Origin of the sequence: Bradyrhizobium sp. SSBR45G (genome assembly GCF_030159255.1) — a bacterium.
Lineage (GTDB): Bacteria > Pseudomonadota > Alphaproteobacteria > Rhizobiales > Xanthobacteraceae > Bradyrhizobium.
In genome coordinates, this window is the sequence record NZ_BSCT01000024.1 from 54,271 (window position 1) to 72,885 (window position 18,615).

The window sequence follows — 18,615 nt, forward strand, 5'->3', positions numbered from 1 at the left end:
GCATGGCGGCCTCCGCGAGCCGCGATGTGATCATCGGCATCGACGCCGGGACGTCGGTGATCAAGGCGGTCGCCTTCGCAAGAGATGGCCGCCAGCTTGGCGAATTCGCGATTCCCAACAGCTACACCTCGGCGCCGGGTGGTCGCGTCGAGCAGGACATGTCCAGGACCTGGACCGACACGGTGGCCGCGTTGCGCGGACTCGGCGCCGCGCTGCCGGACCTCGCCCCACGCGTTGCCGCGATTGCCGTGACGGGGCAGGGCGATGGCACCTGGCTGATCGATGGCGACGGTCATCCGGTTGCGCCCGCGCTGCTGTGGCTCGATTCGCGAGCCGCTGGCCTGGTCGAATCATTCCGCGCCGGCGAGCTCAACGCCGCGCATTATCGGCGCACCGGATCGGGACTCAATGCTTGCCAGCAGGGCCCGCAGCTGGCCTGGCTGCAGGCGCACGACGCCGAGCTGCTCGAACGCGCGCGCACCGTGTTCCACTGTAAGGATTGGCTCTATTTCAAGCTGACGGGCGAGCGCGCCACCGATCCATCGGAAGCGGCGTTCTCCTGTGGCGATTTCCGCAAGCGCTGCTTCGATGCCGAAGCCGCTGATCTGATCGGCATCTCGCAGTCCGCGCGGCTGTTTCCCGCGGTCGTCGATGGTGTCGCCACGACGCATGCGCTGTCGGCCGCGGCGGCTGCGGAGACGGGCTTGCCGCAGGGCGTGCCGGTGTCGCTCGGCTATGTCGACGTGATCTGCAACGCGCTCGGCGGCGGGCTGTATGATCCTAAGCCGGATGTCGGCTGCACCATCATCGGCTCGACCGGGATGCACATGCGGCTGGCGACATCAGCCGATGCGGTCAGGCTGAATGCCGAGGCGACGGGCTATACGATGCCGTTCCCGGTGCCGGGCCACTACGCGCAGATGCAGTCGACGATGGCGGCGACCTTGAACATCGACTGGCTGCTCGATGTCGCGCGCGGCGTGCTCGCGATGGAAGGCATCGCGCGGTCGCGCAACGACCTGATCCGGCGCCTGGATGAGCGTGTGCTCGCGGCGAAAGCGGGCGAGCTGCTCTATCACCCCTTCATTTCCGACGCCGGTGAGCGCGGGCCGTTCGTGTCCCACGAGGCCGCCGCGCAGCTGATCGGCCTGCGCACGCGTCACGGCTATTGGGACCTGATGCGGGCGGTGATGGAGGGTCTGGCCTTCGCCGCACGCGATTGCTACGCGGCGATGGGATCGCTGCCGGCGGAGATCCGGCTCACCGGCGGAGCCGCCCGCAGCCGCGCGCTCGGCGCCATTCTCGGATCGGCGCTGGGCAGCACCATCCGGGTCTGCCGCCGCGAGGAGGCCGGTGCCTCGGGCGCCGCGATGATCGCGGCGGTCGCGACCGGACTTTACACTGATATGATGGACTGCGCGGAGGAGTGGGTGAGACCGTATCTGGATGAGCCGCAAGCGCCGGATGCGGCGCTGGCGGAGCGCTATGCGCAGCTGTTTCCGGCCTATGTCGAAGCGCGTCTTGCCGCGCGGCCGGTGTGGAAACAGCTCGCGGCCCATCGCGCAGGTGCCAACCATGTCTAGCTCCATCGCCATCATCGGCGACCGCTTCATGCTGCCCTCGGTATTCGCCGAACGCATCACCGCCATCTGTGGTGACGGCGTCGACATTCGCATGCTCGAGCAGCCCTGGCCGGATGAGCCGATGGAGCACGGCTATGCCGGCTCCAAGCTCGACGGTCTCAAGGAGTTCATGGGCGATCCCGATGAGCTGGCCGAATTCATCGGCGAAGCGCCGCTGCTGGTGACGCATCTCGCGCCGATCTCGCGCGCGATGCTGCAGCGGCTGCCGAGCCTCAAATTCATCGCGGTGTCGCGCGGCGGCCCGGTCAATGTCGACATGCAGGCGGCGCGCGATCATGGCGTGCTGGTCGTCAACACGCCCGGACGCAACGCCAGCGCGGTGGCCGAGTTCACCATCGGCGCGATGCTCGCTGAAACCAGGCTGATCCGCAGCGGTCACGAGTCGATGCGGGGCGGGGAGTGGCGCGGCGATCTCTATCGCGCCGACCGCACGGGACGCGAGCTCGGCGAGATGACGGTGGGCATCGTCGGCTATGGCGCGATCGGGACGCGCGTGGTGAAGCTCCTGAAGGCGTTCGGCTGCAAGATCCTGGTCACCGACCCCTACGTCCAGCTCAGCGCCCAGGACCGCAGCGACGGCGTCGAGCATGTCGCGCTCCCCGATCTGCTGGCGCGCGCCGACGTCATCAGCCTGCATGCCCGCGTGACGGCGGAGACGACCGGCTTCATCGATCGCGAGGCGCTGGCGAAGATCAAGCCGGGTGCGATCCTTATCAACACGGCGCGCGGGCCACTGGTCGACTATCAGGCGCTGTTCGAGGTGCTCAGCTCGGGACGGCTGGCCGGCGCGATGCTCGACACCTTCGCGGTCGAGCCGGTGCCGCCGGACTGGCCGCTCCTGCAACTGCCCAACGTCACCTTGACGCCGCACATCGCCGGCGCCTCGGTGCGCACCGTCACCTTTGCCGCCGACCAGGCGGCCGAAGAGGTTCGCCGCTATCTCGCCGGCGAGCCGCCGCTCAATCCCTGCTGACGAAAGGTCTTTCAAATGAATCGCGAGGAACGACTGATCCGCGAGAACATCATCGCCAAATGCCGGTGGATGAATGCGTCGGGTCTGAACCAGGGCACGTCGGGCAACATCTCCGCCCGCTACAAGGACGTGATGCTGATCACGCCGTCGGCCACGCCCTATGACGCGATGAAGCCGGAGATGATCGCGGCGATGCCGCTCGAAGGTGACTACGGTTCCTGGCAGGGGCCGCTGAAGCCGTCGACCGAATGGCGCTTTCATCTCGATATCATGCGCGGCCGTCCTGATGTAGGCAGCGTGGTGCATACGCATTCGACCTATGCCACGGTGCTCGCGATCGCCCGCAAGTCGATCCCGGCGTGCCACTACATGATGGCGGCGTTCGGCGGCACCGACATCCGCTGCGCCGGCTATGCGCGCTACGGCACCGCCGAGCTGTCCGAACTCGCTCTGAAGGCGCTGGAGGGACGCAATGGCTGCCTGCTCGCCAATCACGGCATGATCGCGGTCGGCGCCAATCTCGACAAGGCGATGTGGCTCGCGGTCGAGCTCGAGACCATCGCGAAGCAGTATTATCTGTCGCTCGCGCTCGGCCAGCCGCACATCCTCGGCGATGCGGAGATCGCCGAGACGGCGCAGGGCTTCTCGACCTACGGATTGCAGGAGCCCAAGGCCAAGGCGAAGACGGCGACGCCCGCAAAGAAGGCCGCGAAGCCTTCCGTCAAGGCGCCGGCTAAGGCGGCATCGAAGACACGGGCGGCTGCGGCCGGCCAGAAGCCTGAGAAGAAGCACAGCGGCAAGCGATGAACGCGCCGGTTTCACGCAGCGGATCCGATTACGGCTTGTTGGACCTCGCCGTGATCGGCGGCGGCATCAATGGCGCTGGTATCGCCCGTGATGCCGCCGGCCGCGGCTTGAAGGTGCTGCTGTGTGAGAAGGACGATTTCGCGCAAGGAACATCCTCGCGCTCAGGCAAGCTGATCCATGGCGGCCTGCGCTATCTCGAGTACTACGAGTTTCGCCTGGTGCGCGAGGCGCTGATCGAGCGCGAAGTGCTGCTGGCCTCCGCGCCACACATCATCTGGCCGATGCGCTTCGTGCTGCCGCATTCGCCGGAGCAGCGCCCCGCCTGGCTGGTGCGCACCGGGCTGTTTCTCTACGACCATCTCGGCGGCCGCAAGCAGCTGCCGGCGAGCCGCAATGTCGATCTCGCGCATGAGCCGGAAGGCGCGCCGCTGCGTCCCGAATTCCGGCGCGGCTTCGAATATTCGGATTGCTGGGTCGATGATGCCCGACTTGTGATTCTCAATCTCGTCGATGCCGCGCGCAAGGGGGCGACGATCCTGCCGCGCACCCGCGCTTTGAGCGCGCGGCGCGAGGGCGATTGCTGGCGGCTGGAGATGCGGTCCGGGAGCGGCGAGATGCGCACGGTCCGCGCGAAGGCGCTGGTGAATGCGGCCGGTCCGTGGGTGCAGGACGTCGTGCAGGGCGTCGCCGGGCTCAACTCCGCGCACAGCGTGCGGCTCGTCAAGGGCAGCCATCTCGTGGTGCCGAAATTCTGGAGCGGATCTCAGGCCTATCTGCTGCAGAACACCGACCGCCGCGTCATCTTCGTCAATCCCTACGAGACCGATCTGGCTTTGATCGGCACCACAGATATCGTGCATGATGGCCGCGCCGAGGATGTCGCGATCGACGGTGGCGAGGTCGATTATCTGCTGGCCGTGCTCGACCGCTATTTCCGGGCCGCGCCGCGGAGAGGGGACATTATCCATGCCTTCTCCGGCGTGCGGCCGCTCTACGACGACAACGCCGACAACCCCTCGGCCGTGACGCGCGACTACGTGTTCGAGGTTCACGGCACGGTCGAGCAGCCGCCGCTGCTGTCGATCTTCGGCGGCAAGATCACGACGTTTCGCAAGCTGGCGGAGCATGCGCTGGAGCGGCTCGCGCCCTGGTTTCCGCAGCTGGGACCGGCGTGGACGGCGGACGCCTGTCTGCCCGGCGGCGATCTCGGCGGCTCGTTCGAGAAGTTCCTCGATCAGCTCGAGAGCGACTATCCGGAGCTGCCACGCGACGCGGTCGCGCATTATGCGCGGCTCTACGGCAGCTGCGCGCGCGACCTGCTCGGGCTGGTGTGCAAGCGCGACGATCTCGGCCGTCATTTCGGCGGGACGTTCTACGAGCGTGAGCTCGCCTATTTGCGCGAGCGGGAATGGGCGGTCACCGCGGACGATGTGCTGGAACGGCGCACCAAGCACGGCCTGCATCTGACACGCGCCGAGCGCGAGGCGTTCGAGGCGCAGCTCTGAACGAATTCCCACCCGGCGGTCGAAGGCCTCGTGATACGGGGCCGAGCCGGATCGCCTGTGGCCGTCACGCCTTCTGGCGGCCGTAGATCAGCAGCATCAGGATGATGACAGCACCATAGATCAGCTGTCGGCCGGCTTCGCTGATCTGCATCACCGACAGGATGGACTGCAACAGCGTGATCAGGATGACGCCGGCGATCGTGCCAAGATAGCTGCCGCGGCCGCCGAGGATGTGGGTGCCGCCGAGCACGACAGCGGCGATGGAGGGCAGCAGATAGGCGTCGCCCATCGATTGCGCGGCCTTGGACGCATAGCCCGCCAACAGCACGCCGCCGAAAGCGGAGAGGGCGCCCGACAGCGCAAAGGCCAGCATCGTGACGCGGCGTGTGTCGATGCCGGAGAGATAGGCGGCGCGCTCGCGATTGCCGATGGCGTAGATGGCGCGGCCGAAGGTCGTGCGCGACAGCAGCCACACCGCGACGGCGCCGATGATCGCCCAGACCAGCACGGCGTTGGGAAGGCCGGGCACGGCGTTGCCGGTGGCGAGATAGCGCATCGCCTTGGAGGCGGAATCCTGCGGCGAGAAGCCGCCGGTGTAGGCGACCATCAGGCCCTGCGCGACCGCATTGGTGGCGAGCGTGATGATCATCGAGGGAATGCGCAGATAAGCGACGCCGATGCCGTTGAGGAGGCCGATGGCGGCGCCGCAGAGGATGCCGAAGGGGATCGCGACGACGGCGCCGGTCGTCCCGTGCGCGGCCGCGGCGCAGGCCATCATCGCGCCCGTCGTGACGACCCAGGGCACCGACAGGTCGATCTGGCCGAGCAGGATCACCAGCATCATGCCGGTCGCGATCACGCCAAGGAAGCTCGCGACCTTCAGCTGCTGCAGCAGATAGTCCGGTGACAGGAAGCTGCGCGAGTAGAGACTGCCGACCAAGAGCAGCAGCAGGATGCAGCCGAACGACGCCGCCACCGCCGGGTCGATCCGGCGCAGCATAGCCATTCCGCGAGGGGCCGGTCGGGAGGCCGTGGTCTCGCTCATCCGAACCACTCCAGGCGGTTGCGCACGCGAAGCAGGCCGAACGCGCCAATGGACACCGCGAGCATCAGCACCAGGCCCTGGAACAACGGCTGCCACAGCGGATCGAAATCGAACACGAACAGCAGATCACCGATGGTGCGGAACGCGAGCGCGCCGAAGATCGCGCCGATCGCACTGCCGCGTCCGCCCATCAGCGACACGCCGCCGAGCACCACGGCCGCGATCGAGAACAGCGTATAGGCATTGCCGCTCGCATAGGCGGCCTCGCCCGTATAGGAGAAGAACGTCAGAAACAGGCCGCCGACCGCGGACAGCAGGCCGGCCAGCGTGTAGGCGGCGAATTTGGCGGCGCGGATCGGCGCGCCCGACATGTAGGCGGCGACCTCCGAGGAGCCGGTGGCGAAAGCGGCGCGGCCGATCACCGAGCGGCTGTAGGGCACCCAGATCAGAAGCGCCGCGGCGGCCAGCGCCACGAGGCTGGTCGGCAGCACGCCGAACAGCCGTCCCGTCAGCGCATCGGCCAGCGTCTCGTTGACGGAGCCGCCAGGATTGGGCCTGAGCATCAGCGCGATGCCGTAATACATCGCCCCTGTCGCGATCGTGGTCACGATCGGCTGCAGGCGGCCGAAGATCACGATCGCGCCGTTGATCATGCCGCAGACGAGGCCGGTGCCGAGCACGCCGAGAACACCGAGCGCGGTCTCGGTGGCGGTGCCGACGACGATCCAGGAGGCGAGGCAATTGGTGAGCGTCAGGATCATGCCGACCGACAGGTCGATGCCGGCGGTGATCACCACGATCGCCTGCGCCATCGCGACGAAGGCGAGCAGGGTCGCCTTGTTGGACGCGGTCTGCACCATGTTGGCACTGAAGCCGGCCGGATGGTTGGTCGCATAGATCAGGAACATCGCGACGAAGATGCCGATCGCCAGCAGGGTGCCGCGCTGCTCGGCGAGCCAGTATCGCCACTCCGTCATGCCGGACTCGCTTCCGCTCGCGCGCTGTCGTCGACGTTGAGGGCGCTGCTGACCAGCGCGCGCTCGGTGATTTCGGCGCCCGCGAGCTCGCGCCTGACGGCGCCATCATACATCACCAGCACGCGGTCGCAGCAGCCGATCAGCTCGTCATAGTCGGTCGAATAGAGCAGGATCGCGGCGCCGTCGTCGGCGAGCCGGCGCAGCAGACGGTAGATCTCCTGCTTGGTGCCGACATCGATGCCACGGGTCGGGTCGTTGAGCAGGATGATGCGCGGCTTGTTCATCAGCCATTTCGCGATCACCACCTTCTGCTGGTTGCCGCCGGACAGCGCGCTGACGGGCAGATCAGGGGAGGCGGTCTTGATCTCGATCAGGCGGATCATCTCGTCGATCAGCGCCGACTGCCGCTGCCGGTCGATGATGCCGAACCGCGCAAAGCGGTCGAACGCGGCCGCCGACAGGTTGTCGCGCACCGACATCGGCAGCATCAGGCCCTCGGTCTTGCGGTCTTCGGGAATGAGCGCAAGCCCGATGCGCTCGGACTTGGCGGCGACGGGGCTGTCGATCGCGACCTTGTCGCCGTCGATCAGGATATCGCCGCTGATATCGCGGAGCACGCCGAACAGCGCCAGCAGCAGTTCGCGCTGACCCTGGCCGTCGAGGCCGCCGAGGCCGATGATCTCGCCGGCATGCAGCGAGAAGGAAATATCCTTCAGCCGGTTGCCCCAGCCGAGGCCCCGGCATTGCAGAGAAGGTGGCCGGCCGTCGGCCCTGCGGACCGGCTTGTCCGGAAAGGCGTGCTTGTATTCGCGGCCGATCATCAGCTCGATCACCTCGGCGTCCGTCTTCGTGCCCGCGGCGAAGGTCGAGATCCGCCGGCCGTTGCGGAACACACTGCAGTCGTCGGCGAGCTCGGCGATCTCGTGCATGCGGTGCGAGATATAGAGCAGCGCGAGACCTTCGCTCCGCAGCCGTTTCAGCACCTCGAACACCTTGGTGACGTCGGACGCCGTCAGCGCCGATGTCGCCTCGTCGAGGATCAGGATCTTCGGCCGGCGCGACAGCGCTTTCGCGATCTCGACCATCTGCCGGCGCGACAGCGGCAGGTCCTTCACCAGGGCGCGTGGATGGATGTCGCCGGCGCCAGCGCGCTCCAGCGCGTCCTCGGCGATGCGGCGCTGGGCGCGCCGGTCGATCATGCCGAGCCGCGTCGGCGGCCGAGAGATCATGATGTTGTCGGCGACCGACAGATCAGGGATCAGCGACAGCTCCTGGAAGATGCAGACGATCCCCGCATCGTTCGCCGCCGATGGATTGCCGAAGGCGACCTCGCGTCCCCCAAGCGTCATGCGGCCTTCGTCGGGTGCGACCACGCCGACCATCAGCTTGATGAGCGTCGATTTGCCGGCGCCATTCTCGCCGAGGATGGCGTGGATCCGGCCCGGGTGAACCGTGAGGTCCGCCCGGTCGAGAGCGATGACGCCGCCATAGCGCTTGGACAATCCCTCCGCGCGAAACAGCGGCTCGGCCGCGATCATGCTCGCTTCCTCGGTCGTTCGGCAACAAGACGGGCTGGCCGCGAGCGGGCTCGCGACCAGTGATCACGTCGGGCGTTATTGATTTTCCTTCGACTGCCCCATGATCTCCTGCGCCGTGAAGTTGATGCCGCAGGTCGGGAAGGCATTGCCGACGAAGAAATTGTCGGACTGGGACGGGAAGTAGTCCTGATCCTTCTTGAAGTTCGGATCCTCGACGACGGCGAGCGGCAGCTTGACCGATTGCGGCACCACCTTGCCTTCGAGGGCTGCGAGCGCGACCTTGATCGCGACCGCCACCTGCGCAGGACCGGTGCCGGCCGAGGAGCATTTCAGGCCTTCCGACGCCTTGGCGGCGCAGAACTTGCGAAAGCCGTTCTCGGTCTCGCCGCCGAACGGCACCATCTTGTGCTTGGCGTCGAGCATGGCCTGCACGATGCCGGTGTCGCCGCCCTGGCCGGAGATCGCGTCGAACGGGCCGTTGGTGGCGATCGCGTCCGCCGTGGCCTTCTGCGCGACGCCGTCATCCCATTTGCCGACGACCTCGGTGACCTGCCACTTCTTGCCGGAGCCGTTGAGAACGGAGTGCAGTCCGTTGTGCCGGTCGGTATCGACGGACGTGCCGGCGACGCCGCGCACCTCCAGCACCTTGCCGCCGTCGGGCACGTTCTTGACCAGCCATCGCGCCCACAGCTCGCCGAGGCCCTTCTGGTCGACATTGACGTTGATCGCATCCTCGGTGGCGAGGATGTTGTCGAAGGCGACGAGGATCACGCCGGCCTGCTTGGCGCGCTTGATCACCGGGCCGAACGCCGTCGGGTTCTGGGCGTTGACGACGATGGCGTCATAGCCGGAGTCGATGAAGTTGTTGATCGCCGAGATCTGCGCAGGCACGTCCTCGCCGGTCGAGACGACCTTGAACTCCTTCAGCTTGGCCTTGACCTCGGGCTGCGCGGCGTAGGCCTTCGCGGTCTGGATCATCTGGATGCGCCAGGTGTTGGCGATGTAGCCATTGGCCAGGGCGATGCGGTAGGGGCCCTTCTTGGCGGGAAATTTGAAGAACTTGGTGTCGCCGGTCCAGGGCACCATGCATTCGGGCTCGGCCGCTGGCCCCTTGACCAATTCGGGTTCTGCCAGCGCCTTGCCGGCGAAGGCCGAGAGCAGCACCAGGGATGCGCAGGTAGCAAGGCATCGCGCCTTCATCGACTTGGAAGACATTCGTGACCTCCCCAATTGTTGCAGCGCCAGTGATTGACGCATGTGCGAGACGCCTCACTTGTCTGCGGAGGTTGTTCGAGCATTGCTCGTCGTCTCGACGACTGCAGCGATAATGAGCAATGACAGCGCTGTCAATTACCGGCGCGCGGCTTTCGCCGGGCTGCTGACCTCCAAGGGCAACGCATAACGGAATGATCGGGCTGGTGTGTCTGAAACGTTGGACCCGTGCGTGTCTCGGGGATCGGCAATGTCAGCGCTACCAATGGCGGCATGCGCGCGGCGGCGCGACATCGGCTCGACCTCGCAAAATCTTTTGCGCCGCATCAAGGAAAATGAGACTGCCCGTCAAGGTCGCGCCCGACCATACGATCCGGCGCACCATGCCGTCAGCTAGCCTCCGCCGCTGATGGGGGCTCGGCTGCTTGCCAAAAACGGTGAGGCCTGCCGCCAACACGGCCAGCAACGACTGGCCGGCACAATGATGTGCTCCAGCTAGTGGGCGACAAGGGAGGAGTTCGATGCACATGCGACGCGTGGGGTTCGCCGTGATCACGGCGCTTTTGCTGTCCGGCACGGCATACGCTCAAGAGAAGATCAAGGTCGGCGTCACCGCGACCCTCGAGGGCACCTATACGGTCCTCGGCGAGGACGGCATGCGCGGCCATGTCACGGCGCTGAACGTGCTCGGCAAGAAGATCGGAGACAAGGAGCTGGAATTCGTCGTCGCCTCCACCGACGCCACGCCTGATTCCGCGGTACGCGCGGTTCGCAAGCTGATCGAGCAGGACAAGGTGCAGATCCTGCTGTCGCCGCTGTCCGGCGACGAAGGCATCGCCGTCAAGAACTTCGCCAAGACGCATCCCGAGTTGACCTTCGTCAATGCCGCGTCGGGCGCGCAGGAGACGACCTATGTCGACCCGGCGCCGAACTTCTTCCGCTTCAACATGGACGGCGCACAATGGCAGGTCGGCCTCGGCAAATATGCCTTCGAGACCAAGGGCTATCGCAAGATCGCGACCGTCGGTGAGGACTATTCCTTCATTTATACCCAGGTGTTCGGCCTGGCCCTGGAATTCTGCGGCCTCGGCGGCAAGATCACCAGCCGGCAATGGGTGCCGCTTGGCACCAAGGATTTCGCGTCGGTGATCGCGGCGCTGCCCGATGACGTCGATGCGATCTATCTCGGCCTCGGCGGCGCCGACGCCGTTAACTTCCTCAATCAGTACCAGCAGGCCGGCGGCAAAGCGCATCTGATGGGCGGATCGATCATGATCGACCAGACCATCCTGTCGTCGAAGGGCAACGCCAAGAACGCCTTGATCGGAACGATCGCCGCGTCCGGCCAGGCCGATACCTGGGAGGATCCGCGCTGGCAGAAGTTCGTGAAGGCCTATCAGGACTCGTTCCCGCCCGAAAAGCGCTTCCCGAGCCCGTCGCTGCTCGCCACCAACTACTATGGCTCGACCATGGCGTTGATCCTGGCGCTGCGCGAGGTCAATGGCGATCTGTCGGACAACCAGTCGAAGCTGAAGGCGGCTCTGGCCAAGATCGAGATCGATGCGCCCAATGGCAAGATCAAGCTCGACGCCAACCGCCAGGCGATCGGCACCAACTTCGTGACCGAGGTCGTCGACGACGGCAAGGGCGCGCTGTTCAGCAAGGTCGTGAAGGTCATTCCCGACGTCAACCAGACGCTGGGATACGACGCAGCCGTTTTCTCCAAGATCGGTCTGCCGAGCCGGACGGTGCCCGAATGTAAGAAATACTGACCTTTCGCCAGGACGCGACGCGGCTCGAGCTGGCTCGGGCCGCGTCGTCGCGTCTCTTGCTTTCTGCAAGGCAATGATCGACGTTGAAAACAAGCAAGAAGCCATTTCGGTGAGGAAGTGATGAGTAGGGCGCTCGCCGTCTTTCATGCTCGCTTCGGCCGCGCGACGGTCTATCAGCTCAATCGGCCGTTCAACGTGCATGCCCATCGTGAGGGGCATCTGATCTTTCACGTCGGTGGAACTCCGGCCAACATCGATGTCTGCGACCAGCGCCACGTGATCGGCGAGGAGACGATCGTCGCGGTCAATCCGTGGGAGCCGCACAATTTCGTGCCGAACGACGTCGACAATGGTGCGATCTTCTTCGTGCTCTACGTCAATGCGGAGTGGTTTGCGCCGCCGGCCGCGCGCGAGCAGGGCCTGCGGTTCGGCCGGACCTGCTTCCGCCGGACCGCGGTGCTCGATCGCTGCATCCGTCGCACCGCAGCGCTGGTCTGTGGCGCGCCATCGCTCGGCTGTCTCGATGGCGAGCTGCGCCAGCTGATCGACAGCTGCTACGAAGAAAGCTGGCGGGTGTCCGAGCTGGCGGAGCGGCCGTGCGCGGAAGTGACGGATTTTCGCGTTCGCAAGTGCATCAAGCTGATGTCCGACAGTCCATGTGCGGAGATCGAGCTCGATGACATCGCCCGCGAGTCCGGACTGTCGCGGCCGCATTTCTATCGCCTGTTCCGCAGCCAGACCGGGGTGACGCCGAACCTCTATCTCAACACGCTGCTGATGGAACGGGCGCTGGATGCGCTGGTGGCGACGGAGTCGCCGATTGCTGATATCGGCTTCGATCTCGGCTTCTCCTCGCAGAGCGGGTTCACGCGCTTCTTTGCCGGCAATGTCGGCATGGCCCCGACCGACTATCGCCGCGCTGCAAAAGTGCTGCGCGCCTGACGTGCTGCCGCGCATCGCGCGAAAAGAGACTGTCGATCAAACACGCGCTCCCGCCTGCCGCTAGTGTCGGCAGAACGCGATCCGGCAAAAGGATCCGACGAGGGAGGACGAGCGATGGCCGGCAGACCCGGCGATCTTCGGCTGGATGCGCGACGCTGCTGCCGCGACGGAGCGGTGGTCCTCGTCATGAGGGGACACCGATGAGCCGCTTCATCGAGCGCCACCCGATCTGGTCTCTCGTCATTCTGCTGGCGATCGCGCTGCTGGCCTGGCTGATCATCGCGGTGTGGCCGCCGGGGCTGGAAGAGGCGATCGGGCGCAAGAAGGTGTTCCTGAGCGCGGTCTTCAACGGCATCACGCTGGGTGGACTCTATTTTCTGGTCGCCAGCGGATTCACGCTGATCTTCGGCCTGATGCGCAACGTCAATCTCGCGCATGGCTCGCTCTATCTGTTCGGCGGCTATGTCGGCTATGCCATCTCGGCCGCGACCGGCTCCTGGATCCTCGCCTTCATCGCCGCGTTCATCGTCGTCGCCGCCATCGGCATTCTGCTTCAGCTGCTGGTGTTCCGTCGCATGGAGGGGCAGGACCTCAGGCAGACCATGGTGACGATCGGGCTGTCGATCGTGTTCGCCGATCTCATGCTGTGGGCGTTTGGCGGCGACTTCTACCAGATCCAGACGCCGGCCTGGCTGATCGGGCCGGTGCAGCTGCCGCTGATCACCGCGATGAAATCGTCGGGCGAGGCGGTGTTCCTGCAATATCCGATGGTGCGGCTGGTGATCTTCTGCGCCTCGGTGGTGATCGGCGTCGTGATGTGGCTGGCGCTGAACCGCACCCGGGTCGGGATGATCGTCCGCGCCGGTGTCGACGACCGCGAGATCCTGGCTGCGACCGGCGTGCAGATCCAGCTCGTGTTCGTGCTTGTGTTCGCGCTTGGCGCCGGGCTCGCCGGCATCGCCGGCGTCGTCGGCGGTACGTTCCAGTCGATCTCGCCCGGGGAGGACACCCGCTTCCTGCTGGCCTCGCTCGTCGTCGTCATCGTCGGCGGCATGGGATCGATCCCGGGCGCGGCGCTGGGCGCGGTCATCATCGGCCTCGCCGAGCAGCTCGGCTCGGTCTACATCCCGACCTATGCGATTGTCGTGACCTTCCTGATCATGGTGCTGGTGCTGGCGGTGCGGCCCCAGGGCCTGCTGGCGAGGCGATGAGATGTCGCTGATCCAGGAGGCACGGGCGCGGGAGGAGATGCTGGCGGGAAGCGTCGTGACGCAGCCAGCCGCCTGGTCGGTGACCGAGCAGCCCTGGGCCTGGGCGGTGGCGGCGCTGCTGCTGATCATGCCGCTGATTGCCAACGGCTTCTTCCTGATCGAGATCTTCGGCACGACCTTGATCCTCGGCACCATCGCGCTGAGCCTGATGTTCCTCGCCGGCTATGGCGGCATGGTCAGCCTGATGCAGCTGACGATCGCGGGTTTCGCCGGCTACATGGTCGCGGTGTTCGGCGTCAGCGGCAACGCCAATATCAGCCTGGGCTGGCCATGGTGGCTGGCGACGCCGATGGCGCTGGTGCTCGCGGTGCTGTTCGGTACGCTCGGCGGCGCGCTGGCGGTGCGCACCGAGGGCATCTACACCATCATGATCACGCTCGCGATCGGCGCGGCGTTCTATTACTTCACCAACCAGAATTGGGCGATCTTCAACGGCCATACCGGCATCAACACGATCGCGACGCCGCATTTTCTCGGCGTCGACTGGCGCATGGACATCGCGTTCTATTATCTGACGCTGGCGGTGGCGGCGCTGTGCTATTTTGCCGTGCTCTATCTGTCGCGCGCGCCGTTCGGCCTGGCGCTGCAGGGCGTGCGTGACAATCCCAGGCGCATGGCCGCGCTCGGCTTCAACGTCAATGCGCACCGGATCGCCGCTTATGCCTTTGCGGCCCTGATCGCCGGGATGGCCGGCGTGCTGCAGGTCTGGAACTACCGGCAGATCTCGCCGGGCTCGGTGGCGGTCGAGCGCTGCATCGACATCCTGATCGTCGCCGTGGTCGGGGGCATCTCGCGGCCGGTGGGCCCCTATATCGGTGCCTTCATCTTCGTCATCCTGCGCACCTTCGCGCTCGACTTCCTGGTGAAGGTCGGGCTCGACGGCAACCGTTTCCGGCTGCTGATCGGGCTCGGCTTCCTCGCCATCGTGTTCTGGTCGTCCGACGGCGTCATCGGCCTGTATGAGCGCTGGCGCAAGCGGACCCGACAGGAGACGCGGCCGCCTGCGGGAGGTCATGGCCATGGATAGGGTCGCAGACCGGCTCTCGGCGCTTGGCTCGACGGCCGCCCTCGAGCTGCGCGGCGTGACGCGGATGTTCGGCGCGCTGGCGGCGCTCACCGACGTGACCATCACGGTGCGTCCCGGCGAGCGGCGCGCGGTGCTCGGCTCGAACGGCGCCGGCAAGACGACATTGTTCAACTGCGTCACCGGCGACTTCCTGCCGACATCGGGCACCATCCGCTTCTTCGGCGAGGACATCACCGCCTTTCCACCGCATGAGCGGATCCGCCGCGGGCTGCGCCGGACCTACCAGATCTCGGCGCTGTTCCTCGGCCTCACGGTGCGTGACAACGTCTATCTGGCCTGCCGCGGCGTCTCGCGGGCGCGCTTCTCGATGCTGCGTCCTGGTGTCAACGACGCGCTGATGCAGGCGACCGAGCGGCTGATCGAGGCGGTGCATCTGACGTCGGTGCGCGATCAGCTGGTGTCGGAGCTCGCCCACGGCCAGCAGCGCCAGCTCGAGATCGCGCTGGCGCTCGCCGGCGCGCCGCGCTTCATCCTGTTCGACGAGCCGGCCGCCGGCCTGTCGCCGACCGAGCGGCGCGAACTGGTCGCGATCCTGACGTCGCTGCCGCCGCATATCGGCTACATCATCATCGAGCACGACATGGACGTGGCGCTGCGCGTCGTCGAGAGCGTGACGATGATGCACAACGGCCGCATCTTCAAGGAGGGCGCGCCGCACGAGATCGAGTCCGATCCCGAGGTGCAGGAGCTCTATCTTGGAGGCGGCCATGAATGATCGCAGCCGCACAGCGCCTGCGCTCGAGGTCCGCGGTCTCGACGTGTATTATGGCCATTCGCATGCGCTGCAGGGCGTCGATCTCCGGCTCGACTCTGGTGTGTTCTCGCTGGTCGGCCGCAACGGCATGGGCAAGACGACGCTGTGCAAGGCCATCATGGGCTTGCTGCGGCCGTCGGGTGGCACGGTGCGCCTGCGCGGGGAGGACATCACCGGGCTCAATCCGGCGCGCATCGCACGGCTCGGCGTCGGCTACGTGCCGCAGGGGCGGCGCCTGTGGCGTTCGCTCAGCGTCGACGAGCATCTGCGGCTGGCGGCGGGCCTGCGCCGCGGCGCCTGGACCGTCGATCGCGTCTATGAGACGTTTCCACGGCTTGCCGAGCGCCGCAACAATGGCGGCGGGCAATTATCCGGTGGCGAGCAGCAGATGCTGGCGATCTCGCGCGCGCTGCTGACCAATCCGCAGCTGCTGATCATGGACGAACCGACCGAGGGGCTGGCGCCGGTCATCGTCGCCCAGGTCGAGGAGATGTTGATCCGGCTCGGCCAGGACGGCGACATGGCGGTGCTCGTGATCGAGCAGAACATCGGCGTCGCCACCGCGATCTCGTCCCGCGTCGCCATCATGGTCAACGGCCGCATCAACCGCATCATCGACTCCGCGCGGCTCGCCGCCGATCGCGAGCTGCAGCAGCGCCTGCTCGGTGTCGGCCAGCATGCCGGCGACGACACGGATCTCGGGACGGAGCCGGTCGGTCAGGAGCCTGCCGTGCGGCCGGTCGCGCCCGCGGCGCCGAAGTCCGCGCCGGTCAAGGTCTACGTCTCCAACCCTGTCCCGCCGACGCGTTGGTCGCAGCCGGTGCCGATTGCGCAGATCGAGGCCAAGGCGCGGACGCTTTCGACCAGCATCACCCGGCTCGACGAGGCGGCACGGCAGAGTCGCGACCGCGCAACGGCGATTGCATCGGGGCCGCCCGCGGTGATCGTGGCTGGCACGCTCGACACCAAGGGCGAGGAGCTGCGCTTCATCCGCGACATCGTTGCAGGCCACGGCCTTCGCACCCGGCTGGTCGACGTCTCCACCAGCGGCCGCCACACCAGCTGCGATGTCTCGGCGCAAGAGGTCGCGCTCAATCACCCCCGTGGCGGTGCGGCCGTGTTCGGCGCCGATCGCGGCGCCTCCGTCACGGCGATGGCGGATGCGTTTGCGCGCTGGTTGCGGCGGCAGGATAACGTCGTCGGTGTCATCTCGGCCGGCGGCTCCGGCGGCACGTCGCTGGTCGCGCCGGGCATGCGCGAGCTGGCTGTGGGCGTGCCCAAGCTGATCATCTCGTCGGTGGCCTCGGGGGATGTCGGCGCCTATGTCGGACCGGCCGACATCACGATGATGTACTCGGTCACGGACGTGCAGGGGCTGAATTCGATCTCGCTGATGGTGCTGAGCAACGGCGCGCATGCGCTCGCCGGCATGGTGGCGGCGCGCCAGCAGCAAGCCGAGAGCGAGAAGCGTCCGGTCGGACCGCAGTGGCCGGCGATCGGCATCACGATGTTCGGCGTGACCACGCCCGCCGTGCAGAAGATCACGGCCGAGCTCCGCGACGATTATGAGTGCCTCGTCTTCCACGCCACCGGCGTCGGCGGCCGCGCGATGGAGAAGCTGGTCGACTCCGGTCTGCTCGCAGGCGTCATTGATCTGACCACGACCGAGATCTGCGACCTCCAGATGGGCGGCGTGTTTCCCGCCACCGAAGACCGCTTCGGCGCCATCATCCGCACCCGCGTGCCCTATGTCGGCTCGGTCGGAGCGCTCGACATGGTCAATTTCGGCGCGCCGGACACCATTCCCGAGCGCTATCGCGGCCGCAAGTTTCACGTCCACAATCCGCAGGTCACGCTGATGCGCACAACCGCTGCGGAGAATGCGCAGGTGGGGCGCTGGATCGGCGAACGCCTCAATCGCATGGACGGGCCGGTCAGGTTCTTCCTGCCCGAGAAGGGCGTCTCGGCGCTCGATGCGCAGGGCCAGCCGTTCTTCGATCGCGAGGCGGATGAGGCGCTGTTCGTGAGCCTCGAGCAGACGGTGCGGCAGACCTCGAACCGGCGCCTGATCCGCGTGCCGCATCATATCAACGACAGTGAATTCGTGGCGGCGATCGTCGGCGCGATCAGGCCGATGCTCGGGCGGCTGCCGGCGCGACGCAGACAGGCGAGGTGACGTGATGGCGAGATATGAGCGCACGCCGCTGCTGAAGAAGTTTCGCGACATGGTGCGCCGGGGCGTGCCGATCATCGGCGGCGGGGCCGGCACCGGCCTGTCGGCGAAATGCGAGGAGGCCGGCGGCATCGACCTGATCGTGATCTACAATTCCGGCCGCTACCGCATGGCTGGCCGCGGCTCGCTGGCCGGACTGATGGCCTATGGCGATGCCAATGCGATCGTGGTCGAGATGGCGGCCGAGGTGCTTCCGGTCGTGAAGAGCACGCCGGTGCTGGCGGGCGTCAACGGCACCGATCCGTTCCGCGACATGGATGTGTTCCTCGATGAGCTGAAGACGCTCGGCTTTTCCGGGGTGCAGAACTTTCCGACCGTCGGCCTGATCGACGGCACCTTTCGCGCCAATCTCGAGGAGACGGGCATTTCCTACGCGCTTGAGATCGACATGATCGGGCGTGCCCATGACAAGGATCTGCTGACGACGCCCTACGTGTTCAACGAGGCGCAGGCGACGGGCATGGCGATCGCCGGTGCCGACATCATCGTCTGCCATCTCGGCCTGACAACCGGTGGCTCGATCGGCGCACAGACGGCGCCGAAGCTGGAAGACTGTCCGGCCCTGATCGACAGCTGGGCGTCCGCCGCGCTCAGCGTCAATCCCGAGCTTCTCGTGCTGGCGCATGGTGGTCCGATCGCTGAGCCGGCCGACGCCGACTTCATCATGAAGCATACGAAGAACTGTCACGGCTTCTACGGCGCCTCCTCGATGGAACGGCTGCCGGTGGAGCGGGCGCTGACGGAGCAGGTGCGACATTTCAAGGCCATCAGCGCGCGGCCGCGCCGCGTCTGAGGCGACAACACGAGAACCGGCGGCGATGGCGCCCGGCGCCACGTCGGCCGGACACGAGACGGA

Annotated in this window: 15 protein-coding genes; 11 read left to right on the top strand and 4 right to left on the bottom strand. The window is 66.5% G+C overall.

All coding sequences use genetic code 11. The annotated features are described in order from the left end of the window. Positions 1-2: 2 nt before the first annotated feature. The 4 genes from QQL87_RS24485 to QQL87_RS24500 are packed head-to-tail and all read left to right on the top strand — an operon-like array spanning position 3 to position 4,928. The gene (locus QQL87_RS24485) at positions 3-1,583 is read left to right on the top strand and encodes an FGGY-family carbohydrate kinase (protein ID WP_284421315.1); all 1,581 of its coding nucleotides are present in this window, start codon (positions 3-5) and stop codon (positions 1,581-1,583) included. Further along, positions 1,576-2,616 carry a 2-hydroxyacid dehydrogenase gene (locus QQL87_RS24490; protein WP_284421316.1) on the top strand — a complete coding sequence of 347 codons (1,041 nt, stop codon included), beginning with the start codon at positions 1,576-1,578 and terminating at the stop codon, positions 2,614-2,616. The genes QQL87_RS24485 and QQL87_RS24490 overlap by 8 nt, the downstream gene beginning before the upstream one ends. 15 nt (positions 2,617-2,631) lie before the next feature. Further along, on the top strand, positions 2,632-3,423 hold the full coding sequence (locus QQL87_RS24495; RefSeq protein WP_284421318.1) for a class II aldolase/adducin family protein: 792 nt from the start codon (positions 2,632-2,634) through the stop codon (positions 3,421-3,423). Then, entirely contained in the window at positions 3,420-4,928 is a 1,509-nt protein-coding gene (locus tag QQL87_RS24500) for a glycerol-3-phosphate dehydrogenase (protein ID WP_284421319.1), read from the top strand. Before QQL87_RS24495 ends, QQL87_RS24500 begins: the two co-directional genes overlap by 4 nt. A gap of 64 nt (positions 4,929-4,992) precedes the next feature. On the opposite strand, the gene QQL87_RS24505 is transcribed toward QQL87_RS24500, so the two are convergent. The 4 genes from QQL87_RS24505 to QQL87_RS24520 form a co-directional block, all read right to left on the bottom strand. Then, positions 4,993-5,973: an ABC transporter permease gene (locus QQL87_RS24505; protein ID WP_284421321.1), complete on the bottom strand. Its 981-nt coding sequence runs from the start codon at positions 5,971-5,973 to the stop codon at positions 4,993-4,995. Continuing rightward, positions 5,970-6,950, bottom strand: coding sequence for an ABC transporter permease (locus QQL87_RS24510; RefSeq protein ID WP_284421322.1), 981 nt, complete (start codon positions 6,948-6,950; stop codon positions 5,970-5,972). Before QQL87_RS24510 ends, QQL87_RS24505 begins: the two co-directional genes overlap by 4 nt. Continuing rightward, the gene (locus QQL87_RS24515; RefSeq protein WP_284421323.1) at positions 6,947-8,488 is read right to left on the bottom strand and encodes a sugar ABC transporter ATP-binding protein; all 1,542 of its coding nucleotides are present in this window, start codon (positions 8,486-8,488) and stop codon (positions 6,947-6,949) included. Before QQL87_RS24515 ends, QQL87_RS24510 begins: the two co-directional genes overlap by 4 nt. 75 nt (positions 8,489-8,563) lie before the next feature. Continuing rightward, the gene (locus tag QQL87_RS24520) at positions 8,564-9,703 is read right to left on the bottom strand and encodes a sugar ABC transporter substrate-binding protein (RefSeq protein ID WP_284421324.1); all 1,140 of its coding nucleotides are present in this window, start codon (positions 9,701-9,703) and stop codon (positions 8,564-8,566) included. A gap of 518 nt (positions 9,704-10,221) precedes the next feature. On the opposite strand from QQL87_RS24520, the gene QQL87_RS24525 reads away from it, so the two are divergent. From QQL87_RS24525 to QQL87_RS24555, 7 genes are all read left to right on the top strand, one after another. Then, positions 10,222-11,472, top strand: coding sequence for an ABC transporter substrate-binding protein (locus tag QQL87_RS24525; protein WP_284421325.1), 1,251 nt, complete (start codon positions 10,222-10,224; stop codon positions 11,470-11,472). 120 nt (positions 11,473-11,592) lie between these two features. Then, positions 11,593-12,414: an AraC family transcriptional regulator gene (locus QQL87_RS24530; protein WP_284421326.1), complete on the top strand. Its 822-nt coding sequence runs from the start codon at positions 11,593-11,595 to the stop codon at positions 12,412-12,414. 200 nt (positions 12,415-12,614) lie between these two features. Beyond that, positions 12,615-13,625: a branched-chain amino acid ABC transporter permease gene (locus QQL87_RS24535; RefSeq protein ID WP_284421327.1), complete on the top strand. Its 1,011-nt coding sequence runs from the start codon at positions 12,615-12,617 to the stop codon at positions 13,623-13,625. Positions 13,626-13,662: 37 nt separating this feature from the next. After that, entirely contained in the window at positions 13,663-14,712 is a 1,050-nt protein-coding gene (locus tag QQL87_RS24540) for a branched-chain amino acid ABC transporter permease (protein ID WP_284421395.1), read from the top strand. Beyond that, positions 14,705-15,487: an ABC transporter ATP-binding protein gene (locus tag QQL87_RS24545; RefSeq protein WP_284421328.1), complete on the top strand. Its 783-nt coding sequence runs from the start codon at positions 14,705-14,707 to the stop codon at positions 15,485-15,487. Before QQL87_RS24540 ends, QQL87_RS24545 begins: the two co-directional genes overlap by 8 nt. Further along, positions 15,480-17,702 carry an ABC transporter permease gene (locus QQL87_RS24550; protein ID WP_284421329.1) on the top strand — a complete coding sequence of 741 codons (2,223 nt, stop codon included), beginning with the start codon at positions 15,480-15,482 and terminating at the stop codon, positions 17,700-17,702. Before QQL87_RS24545 ends, QQL87_RS24550 begins: the two co-directional genes overlap by 8 nt. Before the next feature lie 4 nt (positions 17,703-17,706). Continuing rightward, a complete protein-coding gene (locus tag QQL87_RS24555; protein ID WP_284421330.1) occupies positions 17,707-18,552 on the top strand; it encodes a phosphoenolpyruvate hydrolase family protein in 846 nt (281 codons plus the stop codon). The last annotated feature ends 63 nt before the right edge of the window (positions 18,553-18,615 follow it).